This is a genomic window from Bradyrhizobium sp. CB1717 (assembly GCF_029714325.1).
Lineage (GTDB): Bacteria > Pseudomonadota > Alphaproteobacteria > Rhizobiales > Xanthobacteraceae > Bradyrhizobium.
This window is the reverse complement of sequence record NZ_CP121666.1, coordinates 6,048,562-6,068,361: the sequence shown is the minus strand read 5'-3', so window position 1 is coordinate 6,068,361 and position 19,800 is coordinate 6,048,562. Positions and strand designations below refer to the sequence as shown.

Sequence of the window (19,800 nt, the reverse complement as noted above, 5' to 3'; positions counted from 1 at the left end):
ACGATCCAGTTCGGCGCGGGCATCTCGGCCACCGACCTGGTGGTAAGCCAAAGCAGCGATGGTGCTGACCTCGTGATCGCGATCGCGGGGACGTCGGACCGGATCACGATCCAGCGCGGCGTCGTTGACACGGTTTACCGCATCGAGCAGGTGCGCTTCGCCGACGGAAGCAGCGTGAGCTACGCGCAATTGTTCGCCCAAGCGGTAGTGCCGACGGCGGGTGACGACAGGTTCTATGGCGACGAGTTCGCCAACACGCTGTCGGGCGGCGCCGGCAACGATACGATCGCGGATGCCGGCTATGGCAACGATACGTTGACCGGCGGGACCGGCAACGATTGGCTTCGCGGCGCTGGTGGCGACGACACCTACGTGTTCAACCGGGGCGACGGCCAGGACCTCATCAGCGATTGGCTGTCCGGCAATGACACGATCCAGTTCGGTGCGGGCATTGCGGCCAGCGACCTGGTAGTGAGCCAAAGCGTCGATGGTGCTGACCTCGTGATCGCGATCGCGGGGACGTCGGACCGGATCACGATCCAGCGCGGCATCGTTGACACGTCTTATCGCATCGAGCAGGTGCGCTTCGCCGACGGAAGCAGCGTGAGCTACGCGCAATTGTTCGGCCAAGCGGTCACGCCCACGGCGGGTGACGACCGGTTCTATGGCGACGAGCTTGCCAACACGCTGTCGGGCGGAGCCGGCAACGATACAATCGCAGATGCCGGCTATGGCAACGATACGTTGACCGGCGGGACCGGCAACGACTGGCTCCGCGGTGCTGGCGGCGACGACACCTACGTGTTCAACCGGGGCGACGGCCAGGACATCATCAACGATTGGCTCTCCGGCAATGACACGATCCAGTTCGGCGCTGGTATCGCCGCCACCGATCTGGCGGTGAGCCAGAGCAGCGATGGCACTGACCTCGTGATCTCGATCGCGGGGACCTCGGACAGGATCACGATCCAGCGCGACATCGTTGACGCGTCTTACCGCATCGAGCAGGTGCGCTTCGCCGACGGAAGCAGCGTGAGTTACGCGCAATTGTTGAGCCAAGCGGTCACGCCCACGGCGGGTGACGACCGGTTCTATGGCGACGAGTTCGCCAACACGCTGTCGGGCGGCGCCGGCAACGATACAATCGTAGATGCCGGCTATGGCAACGATACGTTGACCGGCGGGACGGGCAACGATTGGCTCCGCGGCGCTGGCGGCGACGACACCTACGTGTTCAACCGGGGCGACGGCCAGGACATCATCAGCGATTGGCTGTCCGGCAATGACACGATCCAGTTCGGCGCCGGCATTGCGGCCACCGACCTGGTGGTGGCGCGAAGCAGCGACGGCGCAGACCTCATCATTACAATTGCAGGGACCGACGACAGGATCACGATCCAGCGCGCCATCATTGACGGCTCTTATCGGATCGAGCAGGTGCGCTTTGCGGATAATAGCACGCTCAGCTACGCGCAATTGCTTGACCGAGCGCTGGCGTCGATCAGCGGTGACGACACGCTCAATGGCGATGGGCTTGCCAACACGTTGTCGGGCGGAGCCGGCAACGACAGGCTGGACGCCGGCAACGGCAACGATACGCTGACCGGCGGGACCGGCAACGACTGGCTCCGCGGCGGCAGCGGCGACGACACCTACGTGTTCAACCGCGGTGACGGCCAGGACCTCATCAGCGATTGGCTCTCCGGCAATGACACGATCCAGTTCGGTACGGGCATTGCGGCCGCCGATCTGGTGGTGAGCCAAGCCAACAACGGCCAGGACATGGTCATTTCGATCGCGGGGACCGACGACAGGATCACGATCGAACACGGCGTCAACGACGGGTCTTACCGCATCGAACAGGTGCGCTTCGCCGACGGAAGCAGCTTGAGCTACGCGCAATTGTTTGTCCAAGCGGTCGTGCCCACGGCGGGCGATGACAGGTTGTATGGTGATGAGCTTGCCAACACGCTGTCGGGCGTAGCCGGCAACGATGCGCTGGATGCCTGGTACGGCAACGATACGCTGACCGGCGGGACCGGCAACGACTGGCTGCGCGGCGGCGGCGGCGATGACACCTACGTGTTCAACCGGGGTGACGGCCAGGACCTCATCAGCGATTGGCTCTCCGGCAATGACACGATCCAGTTCGGTACGGGCATTGCGGCCGCCGATCTGGTGGTGAGCCAAGTCAACAACGGCCAGGACATGGTCATTTCGATCGCGGGGACCGACGACAGGATCACGATCGAACACGGCATCAACGACGGGTCTTACCGCATCGAGCAGGTGCGTTTCGCCGACGGAAGCAGCTTGAGCTACGCGCAATTGTTCGCTCAAGCGGTAGCGCCCACGGTGGGTGATGACAGGTTCTACGGCGACGAGCTTGCCAACGCGCTGTCGGGCGGAGGCGGCAACGATACGCTGGATGCCAGCTACGGCAACGATACGTTGACCGGCGGGACCGGAAGCGACTGGCTCCGCGGCGGCGGCGGCGACGACACCTACGTGTTCAACCGGGGCGACGGCCAGGACATCGTCAGCGATTGGCTCTCCGGCAATGACACGATCCAATTCGGTGTGGGCATTGCGGCCGCCGACCTGGTGGTGAGCCAAGCCAACAACGGCCAGGACCTCGTCATCTCGATCGCCGGGACCAGCGACAGGATCACGGTCGATCACGGCATCATTGACCCGTCTTACCGCATCGAGCAGGTGCGCTTCGCCGACGGGAGCAGCTTGAGCTACGCCCAATTGTTCGCGCAAGCGGTAGCGTCCACGGCGGGTGATGACAGGTTCTATGGTGACGAGCTTGCCAACACGCTGTCGGGCGGCGCCGGCAACGATACGCTGGATGCCAGCTACGGCAACGATACGTTGACCGGCGGGACCGGTAACGACTGGCTCCGCGGCGGCGGCGGCGACGACACCTATGTGTTCAACCGGGGCGACGGCCAGGACATCGTCAGCGATTGGAACTCCGGCAATGACACGATCCAGTTCGGTGCTGGCATTGCGGCCGCCGATCTGGTGGTGAGCCAAGCCAATAGCGGCCAGGACATGGTCATTTCGATCGTGGGGACCGACGACAGGATCACGATCGACCGCGGCATCGTTGACCCCTCTTACCGCATCGAGCAGGTGCGTTTCGCCGACGGGAGCAGCTTGAGCTACGCGCAACTGTTCAGTCGGTCGACGACGACCGGTGGCGCCGACACCATCATCGGAACGACCGAAGGCGATACCCTCGAAGGCCGCGCCGGGGACGACAATCTGTCAGGTCTTGCCGGCGCCGACATCCTCCTTGGTGGAGATGGCAACGATACGCTGGGCGGTGGCGATGGCGCGGATCGCCTCACCGGCGGCCATGGGGATGATACACTCGTCGGCGGCAAGGATGCTGACACCTATGTCTTCGCGGCCGGTGACGGCTCCGATACGATCATCGACGACGGCAATGCCACGTCCGATATCTTGCGGATCGAAGGCTATAGCTTGTCGCAGATGCGATTCCGTAGCCTCGGGAATGATCTCATTATTCGATTCCTGGGCAGCAACGATCGTATCGTCGTCCGCGATGGGCTCAGTGACAGTGCGGCCAATACCGTCGAATCCTTCGAGATCGCAGCCGATGGCGTCACTTTGTCGCTCGCCGACATTCGCCCCGGCCTCGTCGAGGACGTGCCGGTTGCCGGCGAAGTGCTGATCGGCAGCGCTTCGGACGATACGATCGTCGGAAGCAGCAGCGACGATTACCTGAAGGGCGGCGAGGGGGCCGACACCCTGTCCGGTGGTGCCGGCAACGATCAGTTCGGCGACATTTCCGCCGATGGCTCCGTCGACACGCTGACCGGCGGCGCCGGTCGCGACACCTATTACTACCTGCCGGTCCGGCAAGGTGCGTCGCCCATCGTCGCCGATATCATCACCGATTTCCAGGCGGGCGCCGGCGGTGACGTCATCCGCCTGATGACCAGCAATCCCAATCCGTTCGAGGGCGGCAGCATCTTCCTGGCGCAATCGGGCAGCGACACTGTCGTGATGATGCGGGCAAACTCGGGACCTGATCAGGTGCTGCTGCGCCTGCTCGGCGTCGACGCCACCACGCTGACCTCGGCCAATTTCGACGGCGTTCCGATCGCGATCGACAATTCGATCCGCATCAACGATGACGATGCCGGCCACGTCCTCAACGGCAGCGCCCTCGACGACCGCATTTACGGCAATGGCGGCAACGACGTCATCAGCGGCTTCGGCGGCAATGACCGGTTGGCCGGCGGCGCCGACAACGACGTGATCGACGGCGGCCTCGGCAACGACCTCATCGCGGGCCAGGAGGGCAACGACCAGATCGTCGGGGGTGGCGGCAGCGACATCATGTCGGGCGGCTCCGGCGACGACGTGATCACCGGCCACGGCGACGGCAGCTTCACGACCGACACGGATGTGTTCGAGGGCGGCCTGGGCGATGATCAGCTGTTCGGCGGCACCGGCACGGACGTCTACCGCTTCGCGCGCGGCGACGGCCGCGACACCGTCTCCGATCTCGGCGGCTCGGATCGCCTGGAATTCGCCGCGGGCATCGCGGCCGCCGACGTCAGCGTCGTGCAAATCGGCCGCGACGTCGAATTGCGGATCAACAACGAGGGGGGGCGGGTGCGCGTGACCGGCGCGCTCGACGGCGCCAGCGCCATCGAGACGATCGCTTTCGCCGACGGCACCTCATGGACCTGGAACGACGTGCTGACGCGATCCCTGCAGGGATCGGGCGGCGACGACGTGCTTGCGGTTCCCGCGAGCTTCCAGGGCAACTCCGTCACCCTCGACGGCAAGGCGGGGAATGACAGTCTGCAAGGCAGCGCGGGCGCCGATACGCTGATCGGCGGCACCGGCAATGATGTGCTGCAGGGCGCGGGCGGCGACGACACCTATGTGTTCGCCCGCGGCGACGGTCAAGACGTCATTCTCGACGTATCGGGCACCAACACGCTGAGCTTCGCGGCAGGTATCTTGTCGACCGATATCCGTGTCGTGCGCGGCGCGGCCAATCTGGTGATCGAAATCATCGGCACCGGCGATCGCGTCGATCTCGGCTCTCCGGCGACGGCGGACATGGGCGTATCGCGCGTCACCTTCGCCGACGGCACGGTCTGGACCGCGTCGACCCTGATCGCGCTCGCCCGCGCGGCGACGGATGGCAACGACGTCATTCGCGGCGACGATCTCGACAATACGCTCACCGGCGGTGCCGGCGATGATTTGCTGATCGGCAATGGCGGGGCTGATGACCTCGACGGCGGCGCGGGCAACGATCGCCTCGAAGGCGGTGCCGGCGACGATACCTACCGGTTCGCGGCCCATGGCGGCCACGACCGCATTGCCGATGCGGCCGGCAACGACACGCTGCTGCTGGCGGCCGATATCGTCCCTGACGACATCACGGTCTCGCAGAGCGAGGACGGGGCCGATTTCACGCTGATCGTCAAGTCGACCGGCGCGCGCATCACCATCGAAGGCGCGCTTGGCGCAGGCGGCATCGAATCGATCCGCTTTGCCGACGGCACGAGGTGGGGAACGAGCGATCTGCTCGCGCGCGCACCGAGCTTTGCCGACGATTTGCTGACCGGCGATGCCGGCAACAACGTCATGATCGGCGGTCTCGGCAACGATCATTTGTCCGGCGGTGCCGGCAACGACACCTACCGATTCGCCCGCGGCGACGGCAGCGACGTCATCAACGACAAGGCGTCGTCCGCGGCCGACCGGCTCGAGATCAGCGGCTACTCCGCCGCGGAGATCAGCTTCCACCGCATCGCCGCCGACAGCGATGATGTGGCGATCCGCTTTGCAGGGACGACGGACCAGATCGTCATCGTCGACGCGCTCGCTGCCAACTCCGCCGGGGTCGAGACGATCGTGCTCGCCGACGGCACGCAGTACACTGTCGCCGATATGAAGCTGGCGATCCTCGCCAGCCTCACCACCGACGGCAACGACATCATCATCGGCACCGACGGCGCCGATACGCTGATGGGCGGCAAGGGCAACGATCTCATCGACGGCGGTTACGGCAACGACACCTATCTCTATCGCCGCGGCGATGGCGACGACCGGATCAGCGCGGTCGGCAAGGGCACCGACGTGTTGAGCCTCACCGACTACAACGTCGCCGACGTCGTCTCCGCCGTCCGCGCCGGTCCCGACAGCAACGATCTCGTGCTCTCCTTCGCAGGTGCAGGCGATCGCGTGGTGCTGATCGACGCGCTCAGTCCTTCCAACAATCCCGCGTTCGGCCTGTCGGTCCGGTTCGCCGACGGCACGGTCTGGAATCGCGACGCGATGCGGGCCCGCGCGCTGTCGGATATCGACGGCAGCGGCAACGACAATGTCTACGGCTTCGACGGCAACGACATCTTTGCCGCCCGGGCGGGCAACGATTTGCTCTCGGGCGCTGCCGGCGACGATCTCTATCTGTTCGGGCGCGGGGCCGGCAACGACACGGTCGTCGATTCCGGAACAGGCGGCACCGACCGGATCCAGATCGCGGATTTCACCTCGACGGAAGCCCATGTCGAGCAGCTCTATCGCGGCTCGGATGCCGTCGTCATCCGCTTCACCGGCAACAGCGCCGACAGCTTGACGGTGTTCGATGCGCTCTCGACCGATGCCAAGGGCATCGAGAGCTACGTCTTTGCAGACGGCGTGACCTGGACCAAGGAGACCCTGCGGGAGCTGCTGGGCAACCGGGCCCCGACCGCCCTGGGTGACGGCTTCTTCTCGGTCACCACGGGCGTCGAGCTCGTCATCAAGGCGGCCGATCTGCTGCGCAACGATTTCGACGCGGACGGCGATGCGCTGACGATCGTCGGCGTCGATGCGGGCGCTTCGGGCGTTGCCACGGTCGATGCCCAGGGCAACATCCACTACACCGCGACCAACGGCTATTACGGCTCCGCCTCGATCAGCTACACGATTTCCGACGGCCATAACGGCTTTGCCACGGCCTCGGTCGATCTCAAGGTGCGCCCGGTCGCAACCGCCTATCCGGATACGGGCTTCACCGTCGCCGAGGACGGCTCGCTGGTGATCCGCGTCGAGCGCCTCTTGGCCAACGACCTCGACGGCGACCGCATGGTCGTCGGCCAGGTCTATCAAGCCGTCAACGGGACGGTCGCGCTGGCCAGCGACGGCAACATCACCTTCACGCCGAACGCCGATTTCAATGGCACCGCCGAGTTCAGCTACGTGGCGAACACGCCGGAAGGCGGCCGGGCCGAGGCCAAGGTGACGATCCAGGTCACCGCGGTCAACGATGCGCCGGTGGCGCATGACGATACGGTCGATGCGACGCCCGAAAGTACGGGCTTCACGCTCGATCCGAGCACGCTGAGCGCCAACGACACCGACATCGATCACGACGGGCTGGCGGTGCAGTCGGTGATCTCTAACGCGGACGTCACCGTGACGATCGGCGACGATGGCCTGATCCATGTGACCCCGCGCGCCTATTTCTGGGGCAACGCTCACTTCGACTACGTCGTCGCAGATCCCAGCGGGGCGACCTCGACGGGCCGAGTCAACTTCACCGTGACCCCCGTCAACGATCCGCCGGAGCTGCACGACGACCGGTTCGAGACGACCGACAACGGCGATCCGATCCGCGAGGACAATCCGATCGTGATCGGAGCCGACCGGCTACTCGCCAACGACATCGAGCACGACGGCGAGGCGATGACACTCACCGCCGTCCGCAACAGCCATGGCGGCAACGCCGTGCTGCTCGAGAACAACACCGTCCTGTTCACGCCGACGCCCAATTTCAACGGCGATGCCTGGTTCGAATATCAGGTCGACGACGGTCATGGCGGAACTGCCTGGGCTCGCGCGACGCTGGCCTATCAGCCGGTCAACGACCTGCCGGATGCCCGCAACGACAGCTACACCGACCAGAGCCTGCCGATCCTGCGCGGCACGGAAGACCACGCGATCGAGATCCCGATCATCGAGCTGCTCAAGAACGACAGCGATATCGAAGGCTTCGCGGTGCAGTTCGAGAGCGCCGGCAACGCAGTACATGGCGACATCACGGTCACCGACCACGGCACGATCATCTTCACGCCCGATGCCGATTTCTGGGGCGAGGCGACGTTCAGCTACCTCGTTTCCGACAACGAAGGCGCGGTGGACGGTGCCACCGTCACGATGTGGTTCGAGAACGTCGGCGACGCCCCGCCGGTCGCGCATCGCGACGTCATCTATGTGAACGAGGATATCCCGACCGTCATTCCGATCGCGACGCTGCTCGCCAACGATACGGATGTGGACCGTGATCCGCTCCGCTTCCTGGGCTGGCGGCTGTCGACGACGTTGGATGCGCTGGTGTTCGGCGGCGATGCCGGCCAGAAGCTGAACGGCACGATCGAATTCGACGCCGACGGCAATCTGGTATTCACGCCGAACCGGGACGCGAGCCAGAGCTCCGGCTTCGTCTACGGGGTGACCGACGACGCCGACGGTTCGGTGGAAGGTTATGTCGACATCATCATCGTCTCGACCAACGACGATCCGACCGTCGGCCAGGACGAAGGCTTCGTCACGCCGCTCGATGCGCCGCTGTTGCTGCGCGTCACCGATCTCCTGAAGAACGACTACGACATCGAGCAGGCCGACCATGACGGCGACGGCGTGATCGACGACGACCTCGACAACCCGAACCGCGCCCGTCCGACCTTCGTCGGCGTCGACGGCGTCTACGATGCAGATGCGCTCGCGCTCGGCCAGCGCGTGCCGCGCGGCACCGCCGAGGTGGTCGACTGGAACGGCGAGAAGTTCATCGTCGTGCACTTCGCGGCCGGCTTTACCGGCCAGGTCGCGGTCGAGTACCGCATCGCCGACACCGATGGCGCAACCGACACCGGCTTTGCGATGGCGTCGGTGGCCGACAGCTATAACGGCCTGCTGCGCGGGACGGCGAAGACCGACTACCTCGTCGGCACCGAGGGCGCGGATCTGATCCAGGCTCTCGGCGGCAACGACTTCGTGCTGGCCGGCGGCGGCAACGACCGGATCGAGGCCGGCAGCGGTGACGATCAGGTCGATGCAGGGGCCGGCGACGACTGGATCGACGCCGGTGATGGCGCCGACCGCATCACGGGCGGCGACGGCTACGATACCGTCAACTTCGAGAACTCGGACTTCCTTGTCCGCGCCGATCTCGAGTCGCGCGTCGGCCAGGGCGGCTACGCGCAAGGCGACACCTATATCGGTATCGAGGCGCTGGTCGGCTCGCAATATGCCGATCAGCTCGGTGGCGATGCCGGCGACAACCGGCTCGAGGGCCTCGGTGGCAACGACATCCTGGAGGGACGCGCCGGCAACGACATCCTGCTCGGCGGCGCGGGCGACGACGTCCTGACCGGTGGCGCAGGGGCCGATATGCTCGATGGTGGCCTTGGCAACAACACGGCCGACTACAGCTTCGGTACGACCGGCGTGTCGATCTCGCTCGTGGCCGGAACGGCTCATGGCGGCGACGCCGAGGGCGACGTCCTCACCAACATCCAGAACCTGACCGGCACCGACGTCGACGACACGCTGGAAGGCGACGCGCTCGCCAACATCCTGTCCGGTGGCCGCGGCAACGACATTCTGATCGGCAATGCCGGCGAGGACATCCTGATCGGCGGCCGCGGCGCGGACCAGCTGATCGGCGGCGACGGCATCGATACGGCCGACTACACGCTGTCGGCGGAAGGGGTCACCGTCGACATGGCCAACGGCGCCGCCGGCGGCGGCGATGCGCTCGGCGATACCTTCTCCGGGATCGAGATCGTCCAGGGCTCGTATCAGGACGACACGATCAGAGGTGACGCCGGCGACAACCGCATCCGCGGCGGCCGCGGCGCCGATATCATCGACGGACGCGGCGGCTTCGACATCGCCGATTACAGCAAGGCCGACGAGGGCGTCGCGGTCAATCTGGCGACCGGCCTCGGCACCGCCGGCGAGGCAGCGGGCGACCAGCTCACCTCGATCGAGATGCTCGTCGGGTCGCTTTGGAACGACCAGTTCACCGGCAGCGTCGGCGACGACCGGTTCCAGGGTCTTCGCGGTAACGACGCCATCGCCGGCGGGGCCGGCTCCGACACCTACGTGTTCGGCTTCGACGACGGCCAGGACGTCATCACCGAGCAGGGCGCGGAGACCGACACCGATCGCCTGGTGCTGTCGTCGCAGATCGCGCCGAAGGACGTCTCCGTCATCCGCGAGGGCAACGACCTCCTGCTCGAATTCGAGCGGCAGGATGGCTTCCTGATCGACACCGTGCGCGTCACCGACCACTTCCTCGGCGCCCAGAGCGGCATCGAGGAGGTCGTGTTCAGCAACGGCACGGTCTGGAACCGCGACCGTATCGATCAGCTGCAGCAGCTCGGCCGCTTCAATGCCGCCGACGACATCGTGCATCTCGGCGTCGAGGACGAGCCGATCGTGATCGATCCGGCGACCCTGTTCGCCAACGACGCCGACAGCGCGGTCAACCTGGTGCTCGCCGGCGTCGGCAATGCAGTGAACGGCACTGTGCGAGTGCGCGAGGACGGCAAGATCGAATTCCTGGGCGCGCCGAACTACAACGGCGATGCCTTCTTCAATTACACCGTGCGCGACCAGTTCGGCCGCGAATCCACGGCCCGGGTCGAGGTCGATCTCGCGCCGGTCAACGACGCGCCGACGGCGGTGGATGATCCGCGGGTCTACGCCGTCGAGGACCAGATCCTGCGGATCCGGATCGACACGCTGCTCGCCAACGATTTCGACGTCGATGGCGACGCCAGTCTGGAAGGGTTGCACATCGTTTCGATCGCGCCGCTGACCAACACGTCCGGACAGGCGATCGAGAGCTACAAGGATCTCGACTACCGGTTCGAGGCCAGCAACGTGACCGCGCGGCTGGATGGCGACTACATCCAGTTCAAGCTGCGTCCGGACTATTTCGGCGCGGCAGGGTTCGTCTACACGCTGGCCGACGCCAGCGGCGCCACCTCGACCGCCAAGGTCGAAATCTCGATCTCGCCCGTCAACGACGCACCGCGCGATCGCGACACCTATCGCTGGATCCGTCTCGGCCAGGATACCACCGTCACGGTCGCCGACCTGATGGCCAACACCTACGACATCGAGGGCGATAGCTTCACCTTCGTCGGCTTGCATGGCGGTCTCGACAACAACCCCGCCAACAATGGCAGCCTGGTGTACGACCAGGCGACCGGCACCATCACCTTCACGCCGGCCTCCCTCGGCCAGGCGAGCATCGAATATGACGTGATCGACGCGCGCGGCGCGGCGGCGACCCTGACCTATGACTTCAAGGTCAAGCCGCTCAACGACCCGCCGAAGGCCTACAACGACTATGGCTACCGGACGCTCGAGGACCAGACCCTCGTGATCGACCCGGCGACGATCCTTGCCAACGATACCGACGAGAACGGCGACACCCTGGTGCTCGACAGCATCGTCCGGTTCGCCGACGGCGGCAAGATACGCCTGCGCGACGACGGCATGATCGAATTCCGGCCGACGCCGGACTACAACGGCGCCGCCGGCTTCCAGTACACGATCAGCGACGGCCATGGCGGCACCTCGACCGCCTATGTCGCGATCACGGTCCTGCCGCGCAACGAAGCTCCGGTCTTGCGTAACGACTATGTCAGCGGCCTGGAAGACGGTCCGCTGTTCGTGATCCCCGGCGAGGCGTTCGGCAACGACATCGATGCGGACGGCGACGTGCTGTTCTTCAAGCGCTCGACCGTGCTCGGCGTGGTCGACCACCGCTATCTGTCGGCCGGATACGAGGTCAGCGCGGCCCTGGCCGACGGCTCGGCGCTGCCGTCCTGGCTGCAGTTCGATTCCGCCACCATGCGATTTGCGGGATCGCCGCCGGCCGGCATGGACCCGCTCTCCGTCGATGTCTGGGTGCGCGATCCCTCGAATGGACGGATCTTCAACACGCGGTTCGAGCTGACGGCCGGCGACATCTCGGGCGGCTTCAATGCCAGGACCGATGTCCTCAAGGGTTACGAGATCCGTTCCGCCTTCGCGGTCGACTACGAATTCGATGCGTCCGATCTCGATGCCGACACGACCGCCACGGCCAAGCTCGCCGATGGCTCGGTGCTGCCGTCCTGGCTCAGCTTCAACGCCCAGACGCTGCAGTTTACGGGAACGCCGCCCGAGGGGGCGACGGATCCGATCAAGGTCCAGCTGACCTTCACGCATTCGGCCGCAGGCGGCGGCAATCCAAAGACGTTTATCGACAGCATGACGCTGGATCCGGCGACGCTGCCGGCCGGCGTCACCTATGATAGCCAGGTCGCGCTGCTCGACACCAAGAGCGGGACGGTTTCGGCCTCGATCATCGGCGGCCGTCCTTTGCCGGATTGGCTGTCCTTCGACGCAGCGACGCGCACGGTCAGCCTGAGCGGCTTCGCACCGGATGCGGATGCGCAGCTGGCGCGCCTGCAGGTCGTGTTCACGCCGGCGCCGCGTGTGCTTCCCGACGGGACCTATGCGTCGAGCAATCGGGGCTTCACGCTGGAATTCGTCGTCGATCCGCACGGCGACCTCGCGAGCCAGATGACGGCGATCAACCAGGCGCTGGTAGGCGATGCCTATTTCGCGGACCAGGGCCTGTTCGCGCTCGACCTGAAGGGCGCCGGTGCCATCACCGCGACCCGCGAGAGCGGCGCGCCGCTGCCGGACTGGCTGAGCTTCGACCCAGCCAACTTCACCTTCTCCGGCATGCCGCCGGCCAATTGGGTCGGCGCCGTGCCGGTCCGCCTCGATATCGCCGCGGGCAACGGCCATCCGGCGATGTCGATCATCACCGAAGCCGTGGTCGACGACACCTTCAAGATTGCGCCGTTCCCGGCCTCCACGGTCGTCTCGCCCGAGCAGATCAACCTCACGGTTCCCTCCGACTTCAACGGCACGGTCGTGCTGAGCTACGACGCGACCGACGAGAAGGGCGGCGTCTCCGGCAATCCGGCGCTGATCTTCTACGACGTGAAGCCGACGCGCGAGCGGCCGGACGCCGCGGTCGACAATCTGACGGGACGCGAGGGCCAGTCCACGCGCTTCGCGGTGACCGACCTACTGCGCAACGACTTCGATCGCGACCGCGATGCCTTGCGCATCCTGTCGCTCGGGCAGCCGGCCAACGGCTCGCTCGTCGTCGAGCTCGCCCATGCCAACATCGCGCCGCCGGCCGGGCTCGGCCAGCTCGACGGCGCGGTCTGGAGCGCGACGCTCGCGGACGGCACGGCGCTGCCGGGCTGGCTTATCATCGACAGCGCCACTGGCGCGCTCTCGGGCGACGTGCCGCTGGCGTTCGCCTCGAACCTCGACATCCGCTTCACGCGGACGCTCGGCGGCGACAGCCAGAGCGCAACCCTGACGCACCGCTTCGACGGCAACGCGGGGGCCTTCGTCGTCTACACGCCGGCGGATGCCTTCTCCGGCGATGACGGCTTCAGCTATGTCGTGACCGACGATCGCGAAGGTCCTTCGACCGGCTTGGCCATCGTGCATGTCGCCGCCGTCAACGATCCGCCGACCACGGTCGAGGATACAGTTGTGGCGATCGAGGACACGCCGCTCCTGATCGACCCGGCGACGCTGCTCGCCAACGACTACGACGTCGACAACAACCCGATCCGCTTCGTCGACGTCGCCAATGCCACGCATGGCACCGTCAGCTTCGACGGCACCCATATCGTGTTCACGCCCGACCACAATTTCGAGGGCGTCGCGTCGTTCGAGTACGTCGTGACCGACGACACCAACGGCTCGAGCACGGGCAAGGTCAAGGTCAACGTCGCCTCGACCAACCGCGCGCCGATCGCCGCGACCGATGTGTTTGCGACCGACGAGGACACGCCGTTCGAGTTCACGACGGCCGATCTGCTCGGCAATGACAGCGATGCCGACGGCGACACGATCACGTTCCAGTCGCTGTCGCGCAGCGCCGGCAATGGCCGCATCATCGAGCTGCCCAACGGACGCTGGCAGTTCGTGCCGAACGAAAACATCAGCGGCGCGGTCAATTTCAGCTACACGATCTCCGACGGACGCAAGATCTCGACCGGCACCGTGACGTTCAACATCACCGCCGTGAACGATGCGCCGATCGCCAATCCGGACGGAGCAGGGACGGCCAACGATCCCCAGGGCGTGTTCAGGACGACCCAGGGCCAGGCCATCACGATCGACTTCGCCGCGCTGATCGCCAACGACCGCGACGTCGAGGGCGACAGCTTCGAAATCGTCGAAGTGTTCGACGGCGACCAGGGCACGGTGGTCCGCGTCGGCTCGACCGCGGTCTTCACGCCGAACGCCGGCTATATCGGCGATGCCGGCTTCCACTATCGTGTCACCGACAGCCGTGGCGCCTCCAGCGTCGGATTCGTGACGCTGCTGGTCGCGCCCAACGTGCCGCTGCCGATTCCGGTGTCGGATGCCGGCTTCGAGGTGCTCGAAGACGGCTTCATCGACATCGATCCCGCCGCGCTGATGGCGAACGACGTCACACCCGATGGATCGACCCTGATCTTCGTCGGGCTCGAAGGCGCCGAATTGCTCGCGAACGGCAAATATCGCGTCACGCCGGCCGCCAACTTCAATGGCGAGCTGGTGCTGCGCTATTCCGTCAAGAACGAGCAGGATTTCGCGGTCTCGACGACGGTCACGATCAACGTGCTGCCGGTCGCCGATGCCCCGGTGGCGCGCCCCGATGCGCTCGAAATGCGCGAGGATGCGCCGCTGACGCTGTTTGCGAGCCAACTGCTGGCCAATGACAGCGATGCCGACCAGCAGGCGTTCGTGCTCACCCGGATCGTTGCGACCTCGGGCGTGACGGTCACCGATCTTGGCTTCGACCAGCTCCAGATCACTCCGACTGCCGATTTCAATGGACCGGCATGGTTCGACTACGAGATCGAGGATTCGACCGGTCTGACCGCGACGACCCGGGTCAATGTCAACGTGGCGGCGGTGAACGACGCGCCGGTCATCTCTGCGGTTCCCGTGCTCAAGGGGATCGAGGATCAGCGCTTTAGCGTGACCCTGCCGGCCGGCTTCGTCGCCGACGTCGACGGTGACGCGCTACTGGTCGAAATCCGGGGCAAGGACGGCACGGCGCTGCCTGCCTGGCTGCAATACGATCCGCAGACGCGGGTGCTGAGCGGCGATCCGCCCGCCAACTTCAATGGCACGCTCCAGCTCGAGATCGCGGCATCCGACGGCACCGCGCAGACCGTGCGGGAACTGCTGGTTTCGATCGCCCCGGTCAACGACGCGCCGGCGATCGTCAGCGCGATCGGTGATGTCGATGTGACCGAGGATCAGCCGTTCTCGATCGCACTGCCGACCGGAGCGTTCGCCGATGTCGACGGCGACGCTTTGACCTTCGCCGTGACCCTCAGTGACGGCTCGCCGCTGCCGTCCTGGATTTCGGTATCCAACGGCCGCCTCATCGGCACGCCGCCGGTCGATTTCAACGGCACGCTGGCGCTTGCGATCACGGGGGGCGACGGGACGCTGTCGACCTCCGCCAGCTTCCAGCTCAACGTGCTTCCGGTTAACGATGCGCCGGTCCTGGGCCGTCCGCTGGACGACCAGGCGGGCCGCGAGGGCGAGGCGCTCGATATTGCGCTCGACCGGTCGGCCTTCGCCGATATCGACGGCGACACGCTGACGTTCACTGCGCGCTTGAGCGACGGCAACCCGTTGCCGGCGTGGCTCAGCTTCGACGGTTCGCACTTCACCGGCACTCCGCCGCAGAACGCGACCGGCGACTTCGACATCGAGGTCACGGCGAGCGACGGTGCGTTGGTCGCCAGCGACGTGTTCCGGCTAAGCATCACCTCGGTCAACCAGGCGCCGGTGCTGTCGGTGCCGCTGGCCGATGTGTCCTCGTCCGAGGATGCGCCGCTCTCGATCGCGATCCCTGACGGCAGCTTCACCGACCCCAATGGCGATCCGCTGACCTATTCGGCGACGCTGGCCGACGGCAGCGCGCTGCCGTCATGGCTCGGCTTCGACGGCACGAATTTCACCGGCACCCCGCCGCCGAACTTCAACGGCAGTTTCGATATCCTGGTCACGGCCAGCGACGGGGGGCGCGCGGCGAGCGACGTCTTCCGCGTGACCATCACGCCGGTGAACGATGCGCCGGTGCTGGTGCAGCCGTTGGCCGATATCGTCTCGCCGAAGAACGTCCGCGTCACGATCCCGGTCCCGGCCGGCAGCTTCGCCGATCTCGACGGTGACACGCTGACCTTGACGGCAACGCTGGCCGACGGCAGCGCGCTGCCCTCGTGGCTGGCGTTCGACGGCGCGACCTTCAATGGCACGCCGCCCACCAACTACACCGGCGCGATCGACATCAAGGTCACGGCGAGCGACGGGTCGCTCTCGGCGAGCGACGTGTTCCGCCTGACGATCCCGTCGGTGAACAACGCGCCCGTGGTCGCGATCCCGCTGCCCGACGTCTCCTCGCCGGAAGACACCGCATTGTCGGTCGCGATCCCGGCGGGCAGCTTCACCGACGTCAACGGCAACCGCCTGACCTACACGGCGCTTCTCTCCAGCGGAGCCGCGCTGCCGTCCTGGCTCTCCTTCGACGGCACCACCTTCACCGGCACGCCGCCGGCCAATTTCAACGGCACGGTCAGCATCAAGGTCACGGCCAGCGACGGCGCGTTGTCGGCCAGCGACATCTTCGTGCTGACGATCACGCCGGTGAACGACGCGCCGGTGCTGTCGGTGCCGCTGTCCGACGTCAGCTCGGCCGAAGATGCCGCGGTTTCGTACACGATTCCCACCGGGCGCTTCACCGATGCCGACAGTAATCCGTTGACCTATTCGGCGACGCTGGCGGACGGCAGCCCGCTGCCGTCCTGGCTGACGCTGACCGGCACCAAGTTCGCCGGCACGCCGCCGCTCAACTTCAATGGGGCGATCGATATTCGGGTCACGGCCAGCGACGGCTCGCTCTCGGCCAGCGATGTCTTCACCCTGACCATCACGCCGAAGAACGATGCGCCGGTGCTGTCGGTGGCGCTGCCCGACGTGACGTCGCCGGAAGACACGCCGTTGTCGATCGCGATCCCAGCCGGCAGCTTCACCGATGTCGACGGCGATACGCTGACCTACACGGCGACGCTCTCCACGGGCGCTGCGCTGCCGACCTGGCTCTCCTTCGACGGTACGACGTTCACCGGCACGCCGCCGGCGAACTACAGCGGCACGCTCAACATCAAGGTCACGGCCCGCGACGGTGCGTTGTCGGCCAGTGACACCTTCGCGCTGACCATCACGCCGGTGAACGACGCGCCGATGGTCTCGGTGCCGCTATCCGACGTCAATTCGCCGGAGGATACCGCGATCTCCTACACGATCCCGACCGGCCGCTTCACCGATGTCGACGGTAACACGTTGACCTATTCGGCGACGCTGGCGGACGGCAGCCCGCTGCCGTCCTGGCTGACGCTGACCGGCGCCAAGTTCACCGGCACGCCGCCGCTCAACTTCAACGGCGCCATCGACATCCTGGTCACCGCGAGCGACGGATCGCTCTCTGCCAGCGACGTCTTTACCCTGACGATCACGCCGAAGAACGACGCGCCGGTGCTGTCGGTGCCGCTGCCCGACGTGTCGTCGCCGGAAGATACGCCGCTGGCGATTGCGATCCCGCCCGGCAGCTTCACCGATGTAGACGGCGATACGCTGACCTACACGGCGACGCTCTCCACCGGCGCTGCGCTGCCGACCTGGCTGAGCTTCGACGGCACCACCTTCACCGGCACGCCGCCGGCGAACTACAACGGCACGATCAGCATCAAGGTCACCGCTCGCGACGGCGCGCTGACAGCGAGCGACATCTTTACGCTGACGATCACACCGGTGAACGACGCGCCGGTGCTCTCGGTGCCGCTGTCCGACGTCAACTCGGCCGAGGACGCCGCGGTGTCGTTCACGATCCCGACCGGCCGGTTTACCGATCCCGACGGCAACACGCTCACCTATAGCGCCACGCTGGCGGATGGCGGTGCGCTGCCGTCCTGGCTGACGCTGACCGGCACCAGATTCGCCGGGACCCCGCCGCTCAATTTCAACGGCGCGATCGACATCCTGGTCACCGCCAGCGATGGCTCACTCACGGCCAGTGACGTGTTCACCCTGACGATCACGCCTGTCAACGACAAGCCGGTCGCGGCCAATGACGGTCCGTTCTCGGTGACCCATGGCGATACGCTCGCCATCGCGCGCGCAAGTCTGCTCGCCAACGACGTCGATATCGACGGCGACCTTTTGTCCATCGTTTCTGTCGGCGCCGCGCCCAAGGGCACTGTCGTGATCGACGAGCAGGGCGTCAGCTATACGCCCGATTTCGGTTACGAGGGGACCGACAGCTTCACCTATACGATCAGCGATGGCGTCGCGACAGCGACGGCCACGGTCAGCCTCACCATCTCGAACGCCTTCGAGGGCTGGGTGGTGGGGACCGCCAGCGCCGATACGTTGATCGGCGATGCGATCGCTCCGAGCAGCATCTACGGCGCCGGTGGAAACGACGTCCTCACCGGAGGCGCTGCCGCGGATCGTCTGGCCGGCGGCATCGGCAACGACACGCTCAACGGCAATGACGGCGATGACTCGTTCTGGGGCATGGCCGGCAACGACACGATCAATGGCGGCAACGGCACCGACACCGCCTACTACAACGGTGTGATGTCGACCTATTCGATCGTCACGTCGGCGGGATCGGTTCAGGTCACCGACAATTCCACGGCGAATGGCAGTGACGGCGTCGATACGCTGACCAGCATCGAAAGGCTCATCTTCCGCAACGGCGAGACGGTCACGCTGGCGGCGCCGATCATCCTCGATCTCGACGGGCGGGGTGTGGAAACCACGACGGCCAGCCAGTCCTCGGCGATGTTCGACATCGATGGCGACGGCACGGCTGACGACACCAGCTGGATCGGGACTACGGAAGCCTTCCTGTTCCTCGATCGCGACCGCAACGGTACGGTGAGCGGCATCTCGGAGCTGAGCTTCGCCGACGATGTGGCGGGCGCGCGCTCCGATCTTGAAGGGTTGCGCGCCTTCGACAGCAACCGCGACGGAATGCTGTCGGCCGACGACATTCGCTTCGCGGATTTCAATCTCTGGCAGGACCGCAATGGTGACGGCGCTGTCCAGGACGGGGAGATTCTGTCGCTGTCGGCCGCCGGCGTGCGCTCGATCAATCTCGCGGCATCTGCAACGGAAGCGTCCTGGGAGTTCGGCGGCACCGTGATCGTCAATCGCGGCAGCTACACCCGCACCGATGCGCGCACGATGGAATATGTCGATGCCGCGTTGACGCGGGCGACGGTGTCGCAACCGCTCGCCGTCGACGTCGCGAACGCCGCAAGCTCGGCCCAGACTCTGGCCTCTGCGCTCGAGATCATGTCTGCGAACCCCGCACCCTCGATCGGTGAGCAGTTCTGGCGCGCGATGGACGCGATGGCAAAGCCTGCGTTCCCGGACAAGTCGGACGCGGCTGGCCCGTCGCGCCCTGGAGCCAACGAGGACAGTCGGGTCGGGCGCGTAGCGAGAGGCGAGGGGGCGACGGATCAGTCGCCCGCGCTGCTGGCGCTGATGCGGCAGGAGATGTCCGCGTTCGGCACCAATGCGGGCGCCGCCGATCTCACCTGGCGCAAGGAAGCGACCCCGCATCCGATGGATTTCTTCGCCTGA

1 protein-coding gene (only partly in view) is annotated in these 19,800 nt (G+C 65.9%); it reads left to right on the top strand.

The features are described from left to right. Nucleotides 1-19,800, top strand: the 3' portion of a protein-coding gene (locus tag QA649_RS28865; protein WP_283020157.1) for a tandem-95 repeat protein. The gene continues 9,240 nt to the left of window position 1, outside the view; the window shows 19,800 of its 29,040 coding nt (coding positions 9,241-29,040); its start codon lies beyond the left edge, outside the window; its stop codon occupies nucleotides 19,798-19,800.